This is a genomic window from Bradyrhizobium sp. CCH5-F6 (assembly GCF_001556045.1).
In the GTDB taxonomy this organism is placed as follows: Bacteria; Pseudomonadota; Alphaproteobacteria; order Rhizobiales; family Xanthobacteraceae; genus Bradyrhizobium.
On sequence record NZ_LSIC01000173.1, the window covers coordinates 1 to 15,114 of the forward strand.

Sequence of the window (15,114 nt, forward strand, 5' to 3'; positions counted from 1 at the left end):
GAATCCCCGGGCGACTTCATATCGGTACACCCGGGCGACTTCGTCGGAATCCGCAGCTGCCCCGCGGCTTCGACACCATGCTCGAGGAAGACGCCTCGAACCTGTCCGGCGGCCAGAAGCAGCGGATTGCGATCGCGAGGGCCCTGATCGTCAATCCGCGGATCGTGATTTTCGATGAAGCGACGAGCGCGCTCGACTCCGAAAGCGAAATGATCATCAGGCGCAATCTCCGCCGTTTGGCGGCAGGGCGTACCGTCATCATCGTCTCGCATCGGCTCTCGATGCTGACCGAAGCAAGCCAGATCCTGGTGATGGACCGCGGGCGGATCGTCGACATGGACCGACACGACCACCTCCTGTCGAAATGCACGATCTACCGACATTTGTGGAACCAACAGATGAAGCAGACTGCATGAAGCAGACGAGGCAATCACGCGCGGATGCGAAACCGGACGGTCCGGTCGTGGCCAGAACGGTCGAGCGGCGGCGAAAGTTCAGGCCGTTGCCGGGGCGAGCGCGGGTGATCGCCGAATTCCAGTGCGATGCCACGGAGGTGGAGCAGCAGGCGCCGCCGCGGCTGGCGCGTGTCACACTCTACGGCATTCTTGCACTAATCGCCTTTGCGGTGACCTGGGCCTCCGTCTCGCAAGTGGAGATGATCGTTACGGCGCAGGGAAAATTGACCACGACACGCCCCAACCTCGTCGTGCAGCCGCTGGAGACGTCGGTCATCCGCGAGATCCACGTCAAGGCCGGTGATCGCGTCAACCGCGGCGACCTTCTGGCGACCCTCGATCCGACTTTCTCGCAGGCGGACTTCGATCAACTGCGCGGGAGGCTGGCTGGATTCGAAGCATCGATCAACCGCCTGGGCGCCGAACTGAACGGAACCGAGTATACGGTCAAGGATCTCACGAACGCGGACCAGATCCTGCAGGGCAAGATGTTCCTGCAGAGGAGGGCCGCCTATGAAGCGCAGATCCAGAACTACGACACGCAGATCGCCTCCGCTCAAGCCAATCTCAAGACGGCGCAGAACGAAGAGGCAGTTCTTCTGCAGCGGCTCGAAACGATGCGTTCAATAGAGGCCATGCGATCCGCACTGATGGACAAGGAGGTCGGTTCGAGGCTGAACTTCCTGCTATCTCGCGATGCACGGCTCGAGGTCGAGAGCAATTTGGCGCGTGTCCGTGGAAGTATCGCCGACAGTGCGCATCGGGTGGACAAGGCCAACGCTGATCAGAAGGTCTTCGCCGAGGAATTTCGTCGTACCAGCTATCAGGAGCTGGTGGAGACGCTGCCGAAGCGAAATAGCGCGGCAGAGGAATTGAAGAAAGCCGAGCTTCGTCGACAGTTGATCGTCCTGCAGGCGCCGGCTGATGCCGTAGTGCTGGAAATTGCAAACCGCACCGTTGGTTCAGTGGTTCGTGAAGCGGAGACACTGTTCGTGCTGGTTCCGCGCGACGTGCCTCTTCAGGCGGAGGTCAATGTCGAGGGGCGGGATATCGGTCAGGTGTCGCTTGGACAACCGGTCCGCATCAAGTTCGAAGCGTTTCCCTTCCAGAAGTACGGAACCGCCACGGGAGAAGTCCGGGTCATCAGTCAGGACACGTTCTCTCCAGATCCGAAAGCCGAAGGTGCGCGCCGTGTGCCAGCTCCCTATTACCGCGTACTGGTCGATTTGTCCGACACGCACCTTCGGCTGCCGCCTGAGCGCACTCAGCTGATCCCGGGCATGGCGGTGACGGCCGAACTGAAGGTCGGCAAGCGTACGGTGATTTCCTACTTCCTCTATCCATTGCTGCGCGGACTGGATGAAGGCATCCGAGAATATTGACCCGGCTTGAGATGGCGATTGATCATGATCATTAGTTCGAATCTTGGGGTGAAGCTCGTGGTGCCGACGGCTGCGAGCAAGCTCTCGCAAAATGCTCCATTGGTGAATTACGCGCTCAACGGGCTGGAACGTTGTTGGTTGCCTGAGCACCGCCGGTGGTCGCACATTTACCATCTCGATGGACGTTCTTCGCCTAACGAGTCGGTACCGAGCAGCGACGTATTCTACACCCTCAACGTTCTTCTCGGGATGTCCCGCGTTGCCGAAATTCCGGATGGCATCGATATCCCCGAGATATTCCGTCGCAACGTCCTGCAACTCACGAAGCTTCCCGTACGCAAATATGCCTTTGGTATGGCGCTATGGAGTGCCGCCGAGCTGGGGTTGGAGATACCGGACCCGGTCAAATGCGAGCTGAGAGCCATTCTTGCCGATGAGAGCCAATGGAAGAGCTTCCGTGCGCAGGATCTTGGCATGCTGCTCACGGGAGTCGTTGCCCAGGCGAGGGCAGGGGAGAAAGAGTGGTTGCACTACGCGAGGCCGCTCTATCGTTTCCTGAAGGAACGCTTTCACAGCGAATCGGGATTGTTCTTCGACGCGCCGTTTGGCCTTCGTCGCCGTTTCTCGTCCTTTGCGACGCAGACCTATCTCTCGATCGCCTGTTATCAATATGGCGAATTCGCCAGCGACGCGTCCGCGCTCGTCATGGCCGATACATGCGTGCGCAATCTGATCGCGCTTCAAGGCCCGCAAGGCGAATGGCCATGGTTCTTCGATGCGTCGAGCGGCCGCGTCGTTGATTTCTACGAAGTCTATTCGGTCCATCAGTATGGAATGGCCCCGGCGCTGCTGGAATGGGCCGAGCGCTTCGGGCAGAGACAGTCGCGGGACGCCTTGATCAGGGGATTCAACTGGGTCCTCGGCCACAACCAGCTGGGCCGGACCATGCTGGTACCTGAACTGAGTCTGACCCTCCGCTCGCAGGTTCGAAAGGGTGAACTCGCAACAAGGGCTCCGCGCGTATTGCGCGCGGTCAAGAACGCTTGGCTGAGCAGAGGGGAGCGGCTGATCGATGGCGCCAATGTGGAGCTGCGGCTCGAGTGCCGCAGCTACGAACTGGGCTGGATCCTGTGGTCGTTCGGCCGGCGTACCGACTTGCCGGAGTTGACCCACAATGCTGCCTTCTGCCCCGTCTGACGGAATCCTCGTTTCGCTACCGATTCCAGGCGACCGCTCGCTGGCCTCGCAGGTGCGAGAGCATCGTCAATGCACGGTGCGTTCGGATGGCACACAAGACCGCAATAGCCTTGAGGCGGACGCGGGTACCATGCAGGCGCTCGCTGCTCAGCACAGTCACGGCGTTCGGCACGAGCGATGCGAAAACCAGCAACGCCTGGGCGGTCCAGCGCAACTGCCAGGCAGGTCGACCTTCCGCCATCTTGCGATAATGCGCGATGTGCCGATCCCATTTGGCGTAGAGCTCCTGGAGAGAGCCCCGAGCCGGATGGAAGACGACCATTTCAGGTGCGTACCGAAATCGAAGTCCGGCGCGCAGCGCACGCTGTCCCCACTCCATGTCTTCGGCTACGTCAATGCCGGCAAAAGGGCCGACGCGATCGAAGTCTCGGCGAAACACCGCCATATTGCCGGTGCCTGAATAGCCGTGACGCTCGATATAGAGCTTGAAGCGGTAAGCGAACACGCTCTCGTAAGCCGCGATGGCGTCCAGCTCTGTATTGTCCGGTTGCCAAATGCGGACGTCGCCCCCGAGAACCGTGCCAGCCGGCGACGAGTAGCACCGCTCCATCACGCTGCTCAACCAGTCCGGATGAGCTCTGCAATCGGCGTCGATGAAGGCGAGGATCTCGCCTTTGGCAGCGGCAACACCTGCGTTTCGCGCCGGCCCCGGACCGGGACGCGGTTCGTATTTCAGACTTACGTCAGGATGGCCGGCAACGACGTCGATCGGGGAAACGGCGGAGCCGTTGTCCACCACGATGACCTCGAACAAGTCCCGGGCGAGGGTCTGTGCATCCAGACTTTTCAAACAGGCCTCCAGCGCACCGGCCTGGTTGAGGTGGGGAATAATGACCGAAATCATTCGACATGATCCTATTTAATTCAGGTTGGTGTGCTGCGTAGCACAAGCGCGGCGCTACCTGTTTTGGCCTTGCCAGAAGTTCAATTTAATCCTTGCAATTAAATATTCGATGATTATTATCTCTATTATAATCTTAAATGCAACTTAAACCAAATTGCATTTTCGGAGTTCGTTTCAAATGCGTGCATCGTTCCTGGCGTGCCCTATCGACCTGCTGACGATGGCAGAGACGGTCGAGTTGGCGCGAAGCGCCATACGTAGCCGCCGACGGCTGCAGCATGTCGCGTTAAACGTCGCCAAGTTCGTCAATATGCGATCCGATCCCGTGCTCGCCGCCGATGTCGCCAACAGTGACATTGTCGGCATCGACGGCATGGGGATTCTTTGGGGCGCTCGAGCGCTGGGGCTTCCAGCGACCTCGCGAGTGGCCGGCGTCGATCTTCTGGTGGAGTTGCTCGCGGTATGTGCGCAGGAAGGCTTCAAGCCCTATTTCCTGGGCGCCACCCCCGCCGTACTGCAGCAGGCCATGCAACGCGCGCGCGAGCGGCATCCCTCACTGGTCTTCGCGGGCTGGCACGACGGCTACTTCAAACCCGAGCAGGAGAATGACGTCGTTCGGGACATCCAGTCCAGCGCGGCCGATTGTCTCTTCATCGGCATGCCGACACCACGGAAGGAGCGCTTTCTCGCCGCTCATCGTGACGATCTCGGCGTACCGTTCATCATGGGTGTGGGTGGCGCGTTCGATGTTCTTGCAGGCACCGTTCGGCGCGCACCGGATCGGATTCAGAGGCTGGGCCTCGAATGGCTGTACCGCATTTATCAGGAGCCCCGGCGGATGTGGCGGCGATACGCCGCGACCAACGCGCTGTTCGCTGGCATCCTGGCGCAAGCGCTCGTCAAGCAGGCGGTTCATCACACGCTTCGTGGACCCGGCACTGTGCCGCCGGGCCCGCGTCGGATTGGAGGGTGAGACGTGCACAAGCATTTCTTCATCCTTCTGGGGACCCGGCCCGAAGCAATCAAGCTCTTCCCTGTCATCAACCGCCTCAAGGCCGAGAAGGGCAAGGACATCTCCATCACGATTTGCGCGACGGCACAGCATCGACAGTTGCTTGATCAGGTCCTCAAGCTCGCCAAGGTGGTTCCTGATTTCGATCTGAACGTCATGACGGCCAATCAGACGCTGGATGATCTGACCGCTCGGCTGCTCGGACAAATTGGTGAGCTCCTCGAGAAAGTGAAGCCGACAAGGGTCATCGTCCAGGGCGATACAGCGACCGCAATGGCGGGAGCATTGGCGTCCTACTATCACCGGATACCGGTCTCCCACATCGAGGCGGGGCTGCGCAGCGGCGATATCTTTTCCCCATGGCCCGAAGAGGTGAACCGCAAGATCGTCGGCTCGATCGCCGATCAGCATTTTGCCCCGACCGAGCGCGCTGCACGCGCGTTGCGTTCGGAGAACGTCTCGAATGACCGCATCCACGTCACGGGAAACACGGTTGTGGACGCTCTCATCCTCGCGAAAGCGATGGTCGAATCCGATCCCGGACTCTCGTGCCGCTGGGACGGCATCAAGAAGCGCCATGGTAACCGGCGCATCATCCTGGTGACCTGCCACCGTCGGGAGAATTTCGGCGGTGGCGTCATCAACATCGTGAACGCGCTGGAAACGATCCTGCGCAGGGAAGACGTTGCCGTGGTGCTCCCTGTGCATCCGAATCCGAATGTCCGCGACTTGTTTGCGTCCCGCTTGTCCGATCACCCGAGGGTCGTCCTCATCTCCCCCCAGGAATACACCGACTTCGTGAGCCTGCTCTCGCTATCGCATCTGGTTCTGACCGACTCGGGTGGCGTCCAGGAGGAGGCCCCCACTTTCGGCAAACCAGTCCTGGTGATGCGCGATACGACCGAGCGCCCCGAGGGGGTGGAAGCCGGGACGGCGCGCCTCGTCGGCTCGAACCACGACAAGATCGTTGCCGAGACATTTCGCCTGCTCGACGATGACGAGACCTATGCGGCCATGGCCCGCTCGCACAACCCGTTTGGTGACGGGCACGCGAGCGAGCGTATCGTGAAGGTTCTTCTCGATGCCTGAATTCCAAAAGATCAACGTCATTGGACTTGGCTATATCGGACTGCCGACCGCGGCGCTGATTGCGAGCCGGGGCCTTCAGGTGCTCGGTATCGACACCAACGAGCGCATCGTCGATACGGTTGCATCCGGAAAAATCCACATTGCGGAGCCCGATCTCGATGGCCTCGTGTCCAAGGTCGTGTCGAGCGGTGCCTTGACGACGTCGACCAAACCACAGCCGGCCGACGTCTTCATCATTGCAGTGCCGACGCCGATCGATCGCGAAAACCATCCAGATCTGTCGAGCGTGAATGCGGCAGTCGACCATATCGTCGATATCCTTGCGCCGGGCAATCTCGTCATCCTCGAATCGACGTCGCCGATCGGGACCACCGAGGCCATCGCAAAGCGGATCATTGAGCGCAGGCCGGATCTGCACATAGGCGTCAACGGCAAGGAAGACGGCGCGATCTACGTTGCCTATTGCCCGGAACGCGTTTTGCCGGGCCGCATCCTCACCGAGCTCATCAACAACGACAGGTGCATCGGGGGAATTACGCCCACCTGCACGCGGCGCGCTCAACGTTTCTACAAGATGTTCGTTCGCGGCGCTTGCGTCGGCACGACGGCGCGCGCAGCCGAATTGGTCAAGCTGACGGAAAACGCGTTCCGCGATACCAACATTGCGTTTGCAAACGAGCTCTCGCTGATCTGCGATAGGTTCGACATCAACGTATGGGAAGTGATCGATATCGCCAACCGCCACCCTCGCGTAAACGTGTTGCGGCCGGGACCGGGAGTAGGCGGGCACTGCATCGCGGTCGATCCCTGGTTCATCATCGACTCCGCGCCGGATCTCGCGCGCGTGATGCGGATGAGCCGGGAAGTCAATAATGCCAAGACGCAGAAGATCATCGAGCGCACGGAGGCGCTGATCGACGATCATCCCTATGCAAGCATCGCTTGTTGCGGATTGACCTTCAAGGCCAACGTCGACGACCTGCGTGAAAGCCCGGCCATGGAGATAGCCACGCATCTCGCGGCGAAATACGGAGAGCGGATCAAGGTCGTTGAGCCGAATCTGCGCCGTCTACCGCCTCAGTTGGCCGATCATCGCGTCGCATTCGTGAGCATTGATGAAGCTCTGCGCAGTTGCGAAATCGCGATTCTCCTCGTCGATCATGATGAGTTCAAGATGGTGCCCCTCTCGGATCGTCGGCATCTCGACGTCATTGATACACGGGGCATATGGCAGGACATGCCGGCACGAACCTGATACCCGGCGTGCAGTGATCGTCGGCGACGGGATGATTGGAAGCGTTCTCTCTGGATTGCATCGAGGTCAGCATGCGCGATAGTCAACTGGGAATCGGGGTCGTGGGCTACGGTTATTGGGGCCCCAATCTCGTTCGCAATTTCTCGGTCAATCCTGCCACTCGCGTCGTCAGCGTCAGCGACCTGAGCCCAGGCAGGCTCGGGGCGATGAAGCAGCTTTACCCGGCGGTGGAAACGACCACTCGCTACGAAGATCTGCTGAAGGACGGCAGCATCGATGCAATCGCCATCGCTACGCCGGTGCATACGCACTACGAGCTGGCGATGGCAGCACTGAGAGCCGGCAAGCATGTGCTGGTGGAGAAGCCCCTTGCGGCGAGTGCCGAGCTCGTGACCCGCCTGATTGACGAGGCGGACCGGCGCGGACTGACGCTCATGGTCGATCATACCTTCCTCTACACGCCGGCGGTCCAGAAGATCCGGGAGCTCCTGCTCAACCGGGAACTCGGCGACATCTACTATTACGACAGCACACGCGCGAGTCTCGGGTTGTTCCAGAAGGACGTCAATGTGATCTGGGACCTGGCCGTGCACGACATCTCGATCATCCACCATATCCTCGATGAAGCGCCGGTTGCCGTCTCGGCAACCGGATCGTGCCATGTCGCCGGCTCGCCGGAGAATATGGCCCACATCACCTTGTTTTTCGCCAACGCGTGCGTGGCCCATGTCAGCGTCAACTGGCTTTCGCCCGTCAAGGTGCGCCAGACGTTCATCGGTGGCAGCAAGAAGATGATCGTCTACGACGATCTCGAGCCGACCGAAAAGATCAAGCTCTACGACAAGGGAATTACGCTCGACGGGCCTCCCGAGGATGCACATCAATTTCGGATCGGATACCGCGCGGGCGACATGTGGGCCCCGCATATCGCCCCCACGGAGGCGCTGCAGACGGAGGTGGAGCATTTCGTCGATTGCGTACGCACCGGAAGCCAGCCGATTTCCGGCGGCATCTCCGCATTGCGCGTGGTTGAAGTGCTGGAGGCGGCGTCGCGCTCGATAGCCGCGCAGGGGAAGCCGGTCCTCCTCAAGCAACCGCATCCGGTCCGGGAACGCGCCCGGGCCACGGCCTAGATGTGATGTCGGCGGGCATTGCTAGCAGCCGAAAGGCGACGGTTTCGCGATGAATTCGGTCGAACGTTCCATTCTTTTCTCGGCGGCCGACCGCTATGGCAGTCTCGTCCTGTTCTTTGTCGCCACCGCTGTGCTTTCTCGTTTGTTGTCGCCGGCGGAATTTGGAGTCTTTGCGGTCGTCAACGCCATCTCGCTCGTCATTGCGTCCTCCTTTCAGGAGTTCGGGGGCGGAAACTATCTGATCCAGAAGCGTGATTTGTCGGCCGAGGATGTCCGCTCGGCCTTCACCTTGACGTTCGGCATTTCGGGCGCGATTGCCGCTCTTCTGTTCGTCTTCGCTGACAGTCTGTCGCACTTGTTTGCGCAGGACAGCTTGAAGCGAGCCATCGAGGCCTCGGCCCTGAATTTTCTGCTCCTGCCGATCTCCGGAACGATATCTGCCTTGCTGCGGAGGGACATGAAGTTCGGAACGCTGGCCGTGTGCAACTTTGCGTCTGGTGTGGCGGTCGCTCTGGTCTCCATCGGGCTTGCGATGGCAGGATGGAGCTATATGGCCCCGATCTGGGGGGGACTGGCAGGAAACGTGATCCTGACCCTGGCGCTGCTGATGGGCCATCGAAATCCCGGCGTTCTGCGTCCTTCGCTTTCGGCATGCCGCGACATCGTGAGCTTTGGCCTTTATTCAAGCGGGGTCAGCGTCATCAATGTCTTCTACAATTTGGCGCCCCAGCTGTTTCTGGCCAGAATTCTCGACTTGGCGTCCGTCGGTCTGTATAGCCGCGCGATCAATTTGACGCAGGTTTTTGACAGGCTTGTCACCCAGGTCCTGAACCCCGTCATCATGCCGGCGATCGTCGCAAAGCGCCAAGCCGGGGACGACCTGAAGGCCGTTTACCTCGACGCGATCCAACTGCTTTCCGTGGCCCAATGGCCTTTCCTGGTGTTCGTGGCCTTGATGGCCCAGCCGATCATTGCGATCTGGCTCGGTCCGACCTGGCTGGAGATCGTTCCACTCGTGCGCCTGTTGTGCATCGCGAACATGGCGCTCTTTGCGGCGTGCCTGAGTTTTCCGGTACTCGTAGCCGTTGGAAGCGTCCGGGATGCACTGATCTCCTCCTTCATCTCGCTACCGCCGTCGCTTCTCATCATTCTAGGCGCATCCTTCTTCGGTGTGCAGGCCGTCGCCGCATCCGCACTCTTGACGCTGCCCTTTCAGGCTGCGGTCGCGATCTACTTCATCGGACGGCACCTCCGCTTCGGGCCGAGGGATCTCGTACGAGCGCTCATGAGGAGCGTACTCGTGACGGCGACAACTGGATTGGGCGTCGCAAGCTGCGTGGCGTTGATGGAAGCCGGATTGCTGACGCCCCTCGCCGGGCTCGCCCTGGCGACGTGTGCTGCGGCCATTTGCTGGTGGCTGGGGCTGCTGCTGACCGGCCACCCCTTGCTCCATCACCTTCATCAGGCGATAGCCGGTCTTGCCCGCATTGCGCCAAGGTTTCGACTGTCGCGCACGGCCCTGTAGAGCCTCGCGGTTACTGTGGAGACGAAGATGCCGATTACAAGTGACGTACGGCTTGGCCGCGATGTCAGAATCTTCCACCCGGAGCTGGTCAATCTCTATGGCTGCACGGTGGGCGACGAGACCCGGATCGGCACTTTCGTCGAAATCCAGGCGGGCGCCACGATCGGCGCACGCTGCAAGATCTCCTCCCATAGCTTCATCTGCGAGGGCGTCACGATTGAGGACGAGGTGTTCGTCGGCCATGGGGTCATGTTCACGAACGACAAGCATCCGCGCGCAACCACGGCGGATGGCCGGCCTCAAGGCGCCTCGGATTGGACGTTGCAGCGCACCCGTGTCGGCAGAGGAGCGTCCATCGGCTCGAATGCAACCGTTCTGTGCGGTGTGACAATAGGCGCTGGCGCCTCAGTTGGCGCCGGGGCGGTGGTGACCAGGGACGTGCCGCCGGGCGCGGTCGTGGCGGGAGTGCCGGCGCGATGTTTGTTCGCTGAAGAACAGCCGGCCTTGCGACGTGAGCGCGGGGCGGGAACGCCATAAACCATTTAAACGATCGAATGCATATTTACTCTTGAATTAATCTGATAATGATCTTTTAATATTTAAATCATAACGCCGGCCACCCGAAGGTTTTTCACCTTGATACCTTTCCTGGATTTGAAAGCCCAATACAGCCAGATCAAGCCGGAGATCGACGCAGCGGTGGCGCGAGTCATCGGAAGCGCGAATTTTATCCTCGGCCCCGAGGTGACGGCGTTCGAGCAACGCTTTGCCGAGTATTGCCGCACCGCTCACTGCCGCGCGGTTAACAGCGGCACGTCGGCGCTTCACCTCGCGCTGCTCGCGGCCGGTATCGGCCCGGGCGATGAGGTCATCACGGTCTCGATGACGTTCGTTGCGACGACGGCGGCCATTCTCTACAGCGGCGCCAAGCCGGTGTTCGTCGACGTCGATCCCGTTACATGGACGATGAATCCCTCCTTGATCGAGGCTGCGATCACGCCGCGGACGAAGGCGATCATGCCGGTTCACCTGCATGGACTGATGGCCGACATGGATCCGATCATGTCGATTGCCCGCCGTCACGGTCTGATCGTCATCGAGGATGCCGCGCAGGCCCACGGGGCGGAATACAAGGGCCGCCGCGCCGGCTCGATCGGCGATCTCGGGTGCTTCAGCTTCTATCCCGGCAAGAATCTCGGCGCGTTTGGCGAGGGTGGGGCAGTCGTAACCGACCGACCGGACCTCGCGCGCCGCGTGTCGCTGCTGCGGGACTGGGGGCAGGAGGCCAAGTACAAGCACGTTGTCGCTGGATACAATTACCGCATGGACGGCATCCAGGGTGCGGTGCTGAACGTCAAGATGAATCATATTGAGTCCTGGACGGAGGCGCGCCGGTCGCTCGCCGGGCGATACGATCAATTGTTGTCGGATCTTCAATTGGCTTGCCCTCGGCCGCCCTGGTACAGCCGCCACGTCTATCACGTGTATGCCGTCAGGTTATCGCGGCGCGACGAGGCGCTCAGATCGCTGAGGGATGCCGGCATCGACACCGGGATTCACTATCCGGTTCCGGTCCATCTGCAAAAGGCTTACGCGGAGCTTGGTTATCGACCTGGCGATCTCCCCGTCACGGAGATGCTCGCCGACGAGTTTCTCTCGCTTCCCATTTATCCGGAGCTGTTGCCGGAGCAGGTGGCCGAAGTCGTCTCCACGTTGAAGACGGCCGCGCCGCTGGAGTTCTCTCGGGCTATTGGCCGCGAAGAGGATCATGTTTCAGCAGAGCCCAACAATAGGAGGGCGTCTTGATCGATCTCAAGGGCAAACGCATCTTGGTTACGGGCGGAGCGGGGTTCATCGGCTCCCATATCATCGACCTCTTGTGCGACGAAGGCTGCATCGAGATCGTGGCCCTCGACAACATGGTGCGAGGACGACCGGCGAATCTCCGGCGAGCGCTGGGGCGCGGCCCGGTGCGGCTGGTCCACGGCGACATTCGCGACGGCAAGCTGATGGGAGCGCTGGTCAAGGCGGCCGATATCGTGTTTCACCAGGCCGCGCTGCGTATCACGCACTGCGCCGCTGAGCCACGCCTGGCCAAGGAAGTCATGGTGGACGCCACGTACGACCTGCTCGAGCTCTGCGTCAGGCACGACGTCGAGAAGGTGATCGCAGCATCTTCCGCATCCGTGTACGGCATGGCGGAGGAGTTTCCCACCACTGAGCGACAGAATCCCTACGACAACCGAACTCTCTATGGTGCCGCAAAGGCGTTCAACGAAGGTCTGTTTCGCACCTTCAACGACATGTACGGTCTCGACTACGTGGCGTTCCGTTACTTCAACGTCTACGGCAGCCGCATGGACATTCACGGGCGTTACACCGAGGTGCTGATCCGCTGGATGGAGCGGCTCGAAGCCGGTCTGCCACCGGTCATTTTCGGCGATGGCCAGCAGACCATGGATTTCGTGCATGTGCGCGACGTCGCCCGTGCAAACATACTGGCAGCTCGGGCCAAGGTGACCGACGAAGTGTTCAACGTGGGGAGCGGTACCGAAACGAGCCTGGTGCAGCTTGCTCAAGTCCTTGCCTCCGTGATGGGTCACCCCAAAATGGCGCCCGAGTTCGCGCCGGAGCGCTCGGTCAACCCGGTGCCGCGCCGCCTGGCTTCGACCGGAAAGGCCGAACGTCTGCTGGGGTTCCGCACCTCCGTCTCGCTCGAGCAGGGACTTGCAGATCTCGTGAAGTGGTGGCTCGCCGAACGCGAGCTCAGTGCGGTCGGTCAGGGCCAGGCGGCGGCATCATGATCCCGATCGCAATGCCGGTCCTTGCCGAGGAAGAGGCCGACGCGGCGCGAGCGGCCGTCCTCTCCGGCTGGGTTTCGCAGGGACCGCAGGTGGCCGCCTTCGAGCGTGAATTCGCCGCTTTCGTCGGGGCGCCTTTTGCGTGCGCCGTGTCCAATTGCACGACGGCCCTGCAACTCGCTCTGACGGCCCTCGACATCGGACCAGGTGACGAGGTCATCACGGCCAGTCATTCGTTCATTGCAACGGCCAATTCGATCCGAAATCAAGGCGCCGTTCCCGTTTTCGTAGACGTCGATCCGGAGACCTACAACATAGACCCCGGCCGACTGGCGGATGCGATGACTCCGCGCACCCGCGCGATCATCGCGGTTCACCAGATGGGCATGCCCTGCGATCTGGAAGCCCTGACCATGCTGGCGGATCGCCATGGTATTCCCCTGATCGAGGACGCAGCCTGCGCGGCCGGCAGCGAGATCCTGATCAAGGAGAACTGGGAACGGATCGGCAGGCCGCACGGTCGAATCGCCTGCTTTTCCTTTCACCCCCGCAAGGTGATCACGACCGGCGAGGGTGGAATGCTTACCACTGCTGATGCCGGGCTCGACCGCAAGTTCAAGCTCCTGCGCCAACACGGGATGAGCGTTCCCGACACGGTGCGGCATGGTTCTGCCCAGGTGATCTTCGAAGAGTACCTTGTTTCCGGCTACAACTATCGGATGACCGACATGCAGGCCGCGATCGGGCGCAAGCAGCTTGAGCGGCTTCCGGACCTCGTGGCCCGCCGCCGCGCCGTGGCGGCCAGATACACTGAACTGCTTGGCAACCTCGAAGGTTTGCGGCTGCCGGCAGAGCCCGAATGGGCCAGGTCCAACTGGCAAAGCTATTGCGTCCGCCTTGCCAACCGTTTCGATCAGCGCTCGGTCATGCAAAGTCTGCTTGACAAGGGGATCGCGACGCGTCGCGGCATCATGTGCTCGCATCGCGAACCGCCTTACGCGAAGGCGGAGCAGCGGCATGACCTTCGCCACTCGGAACTCGCACAGGATCGTTCGATCCTGTTGCCGATCTATGCGCAGATGAGCGAGACAGAGCAGCTTCGCGTCGCAGAGTGTCTTAGAGCGGAACTGGCGCGAGGATAGCCATTGCAAGGCCGAGAGCCGGCGGACACTTGCTCGCTTCACGCGGTCTCGCTTTCGCCGGCCGCAGATGGACGCCGATGACCGGGAAAGCGTAGTCGAGTTGTCGAGACGCAGCAGGCGCCGGTCGCCGCAGTCGCCTCTTGTTGCGAGAGGCCGCCACCACGGGAGAATCTGAGCGATGGCCAAGTTCGACATCGTCGTCCCCTGCCACAACTACGGGCGCTTCCTGACGGACTGCGTGCGAAGCGTCCTTTATCAATCCATCTCGGACGTTCGGGTCCTCATCATCGATGACGCATCCTCGGATTCCTCTGTCGAAATCGCGCGCGGCCTCGCGGCTAGCGATTCGCGTGTCCAGGTTGTGGCCCACGCAGCCAACAAGGGACATATTGCAACATACAACGAGGGGATCGCGTGGGCGGACAGCGATTACTTTCTGCTGCTGTCCGCGGACGACCTGCTGGTGCCGGGGGCGCTCGAACGTGCGGCGGAAGTCATGGATTCCTGCCCTGAAGTCGGCCTGACTTATGGCGAATGCCCGGTGTGGCGTCGGGACACTCCTCGGCCGGTCGTCAGCCCTGTCCAGGAGTTGCGATGGACCAGGCAGGACCTGGTGGCGGACATGTGCCGGACCGGCTCCTGCTTCGTGGCCGTGGCGACAGCGATTGCGCGAACGTCCGTCCAGAAGGCTGTCGGCGGCTATCGACCATCGCTTCCTCACAGCGGCGATCTCGAGATGTGGCTCCGGTTTGGGGCGCACACGGAGGTCGCCAGAATCGATGCAGTGCAGGGGATCTATCGAAAGCACGATTCCGCCATGTCGAACGCCTATCTCGCGGAAATGATGGCGGAGTATGGACAGAGAAAAGCGGCGTTCGACAGCTTCTTCGAGACCTGTCGCGACCTGCGCCGGGACATACCGCTGTTGCAGCGGCAGGTGGCGCGTTCGCTCGCCGATCAGGCCTTCGACAGCGGGATCAACTACATCCGACAGGGCCGCATCGAGAGCGGCTTGGAGCTCCTGCGCTGGGCCATGAGCCTCGACTCGCGAATGCGCTATCTTCCGCCGATATGGCGGCTTCTGCGGATGCCTGGGTCAAAGGGGCGCCAAAGGCTCCTGTCCCTGGTGGGCAAGTCGAACGCGCCATGGCGGAAGGCGTTGCAGGCTTCAGCAGCCATTCCCTTTCTGCGCGCCGACGAGGATCGGCAGAGCTAGATA

At 61.0% G+C, this 15,114-nt stretch carries 14 protein-coding genes; 13 read left to right on the plus strand and 1 reads right to left on the minus strand.

Annotated elements, in window-relative coordinates:
* The 3 genes from AX729_RS29080 to AX729_RS29090 form a co-directional block, all read left to right on the plus strand.
* Positions 1–416, plus strand: a 416-nt coding sequence (locus tag AX729_RS29080) for an ATP-binding cassette domain-containing protein (protein WP_156457271.1), incomplete at its 5' end; no start/stop codon positions are given.
* A complete protein-coding gene (locus AX729_RS29085; protein WP_245325441.1) occupies positions 413–1,837 on the plus strand; it encodes an HlyD family type I secretion periplasmic adaptor subunit in 1,425 nt (474 codons plus the stop codon). The genes AX729_RS29080 and AX729_RS29085, both read left to right, overlap by 4 nt.
* A gap of 24 nt (positions 1,838–1,861) precedes the next feature.
* Positions 1,862–3,034, plus strand: a complete 1,173-nt coding sequence (locus AX729_RS29090; RefSeq protein WP_245325445.1) for a hypothetical protein — start codon at positions 1,862–1,864, stop codon at positions 3,032–3,034.
* Positions 3,035–3,050: 16 nt separating this feature from the next.
* Here the strand turns inward: AX729_RS29090 and AX729_RS29095 are convergent, their stop codons facing one another.
* Positions 3,051–3,938, minus strand: a complete 888-nt coding sequence (locus tag AX729_RS29095; protein WP_061027626.1) for a glycosyltransferase family 2 protein — start codon at positions 3,936–3,938, stop codon at positions 3,051–3,053.
* Positions 3,939–4,116: 178 nt separating this feature from the next.
* Between AX729_RS29095 and AX729_RS29100 the strand changes: the two genes are divergently transcribed.
* The 10 genes from AX729_RS29100 to AX729_RS29145 all read left to right on the plus strand — a co-directional run bounded on the left by AX729_RS29100 (position 4,117) and on the right by AX729_RS29145 (position 15,111).
* The gene (locus AX729_RS29100) at positions 4,117–4,911 is read left to right on the plus strand and encodes a WecB/TagA/CpsF family glycosyltransferase (protein WP_061027627.1); all 795 of its coding nucleotides are present in this window, start codon (positions 4,117–4,119) and stop codon (positions 4,909–4,911) included.
* A 3-nt stretch (positions 4,912–4,914) separates the two neighbouring features.
* Positions 4,915–6,039 (plus strand): non-hydrolyzing UDP-N-acetylglucosamine 2-epimerase, encoded by a 1,125-nt coding sequence (gene wecB / locus AX729_RS29105; RefSeq protein WP_061027628.1) that lies wholly within the window; start codon positions 4,915–4,917, stop codon positions 6,037–6,039.
* The gene (wecC, locus tag AX729_RS29110) at positions 6,032–7,294 is read left to right on the plus strand and encodes a UDP-N-acetyl-D-mannosamine dehydrogenase (protein WP_061027629.1); all 1,263 of its coding nucleotides are present in this window, start codon (positions 6,032–6,034) and stop codon (positions 7,292–7,294) included. Before wecB ends, wecC begins: the two co-directional genes overlap by 8 nt.
* Positions 7,295–7,365: 71 nt before the next feature.
* Entirely contained in the window at positions 7,366–8,427 is a 1,062-nt protein-coding gene (locus tag AX729_RS29115; protein ID WP_061027657.1) for a Gfo/Idh/MocA family protein, read from the plus strand.
* A gap of 49 nt (positions 8,428–8,476) precedes the next feature.
* Positions 8,477–9,952, plus strand: a complete 1,476-nt coding sequence (locus tag AX729_RS29120; protein WP_061027630.1) for an oligosaccharide flippase family protein — start codon at positions 8,477–8,479, stop codon at positions 9,950–9,952.
* A 27-nt stretch (positions 9,953–9,979) separates the two neighbouring features.
* Positions 9,980–10,489 carry an acyltransferase gene (locus AX729_RS29125; RefSeq protein WP_061027631.1) on the plus strand — a complete coding sequence of 170 codons (510 nt, stop codon included), beginning with the start codon at positions 9,980–9,982 and terminating at the stop codon, positions 10,487–10,489.
* 99 nt (positions 10,490–10,588) lie between these two features.
* A complete protein-coding gene (locus AX729_RS29130; protein ID WP_061027632.1) occupies positions 10,589–11,758 on the plus strand; it encodes a DegT/DnrJ/EryC1/StrS family aminotransferase in 1,170 nt (389 codons plus the stop codon).
* The gene (locus tag AX729_RS29135) at positions 11,755–12,756 is read left to right on the plus strand and encodes an NAD-dependent epimerase/dehydratase family protein (RefSeq protein WP_061027633.1); all 1,002 of its coding nucleotides are present in this window, start codon (positions 11,755–11,757) and stop codon (positions 12,754–12,756) included. Before AX729_RS29130 ends, AX729_RS29135 begins: the two co-directional genes overlap by 4 nt.
* Positions 12,753–13,895, plus strand: coding sequence for a DegT/DnrJ/EryC1/StrS family aminotransferase (locus tag AX729_RS29140; protein ID WP_061027634.1), 1,143 nt, complete (start codon positions 12,753–12,755; stop codon positions 13,893–13,895). Before AX729_RS29135 ends, AX729_RS29140 begins: the two co-directional genes overlap by 4 nt.
* A gap of 178 nt (positions 13,896–14,073) precedes the next feature.
* Entirely contained in the window at positions 14,074–15,111 is a 1,038-nt protein-coding gene (locus AX729_RS29145) for a glycosyltransferase family 2 protein (RefSeq protein WP_061027635.1), read from the plus strand.
* Positions 15,112–15,114 lie beyond the last annotated feature (3 nt).

Excerpts from the sequence above, each read along its gene's own strand:
- AX729_RS29085 (WP_245325441.1), top strand. The coding sequence starts at position 413 with ATGAAGCAGACGAGGCAATCACGCGCGGATGCGAAACCGGACGGTCCG.
- AX729_RS29090 (WP_245325445.1), top strand. The coding sequence starts at position 1,862 with ATGATCATTAGTTCGAATCTTGGGGTGAAGCTCGTGGTGCCGACGGCT.
- AX729_RS29095 (WP_061027626.1), bottom strand. The coding sequence starts at position 3,938 with ATGATTTCGGTCATTATTCCCCACCTCAACCAGGCCGGTGCGCTGGAG.
- AX729_RS29100 (WP_061027627.1), top strand. The coding sequence starts at position 4,117 with ATGCGTGCATCGTTCCTGGCGTGCCCTATCGACCTGCTGACGATGGCA.
- wecC (WP_061027629.1), top strand. The coding sequence starts at position 6,032 with ATGCCTGAATTCCAAAAGATCAACGTCATTGGACTTGGCTATATCGGA.
- AX729_RS29115 (WP_061027657.1), top strand. The coding sequence starts at position 7,366 with ATGCGCGATAGTCAACTGGGAATCGGGGTCGTGGGCTACGGTTATTGG.
- AX729_RS29120 (WP_061027630.1), top strand. The coding sequence starts at position 8,477 with ATGAATTCGGTCGAACGTTCCATTCTTTTCTCGGCGGCCGACCGCTAT.
- AX729_RS29125 (WP_061027631.1), top strand. The coding sequence starts at position 9,980 with ATGCCGATTACAAGTGACGTACGGCTTGGCCGCGATGTCAGAATCTTC.
- AX729_RS29140 (WP_061027634.1), top strand. The coding sequence starts at position 12,753 with ATGATCCCGATCGCAATGCCGGTCCTTGCCGAGGAAGAGGCCGACGCG.
- AX729_RS29145 (WP_061027635.1), top strand. The coding sequence starts at position 14,074 with ATGGCCAAGTTCGACATCGTCGTCCCCTGCCACAACTACGGGCGCTTC.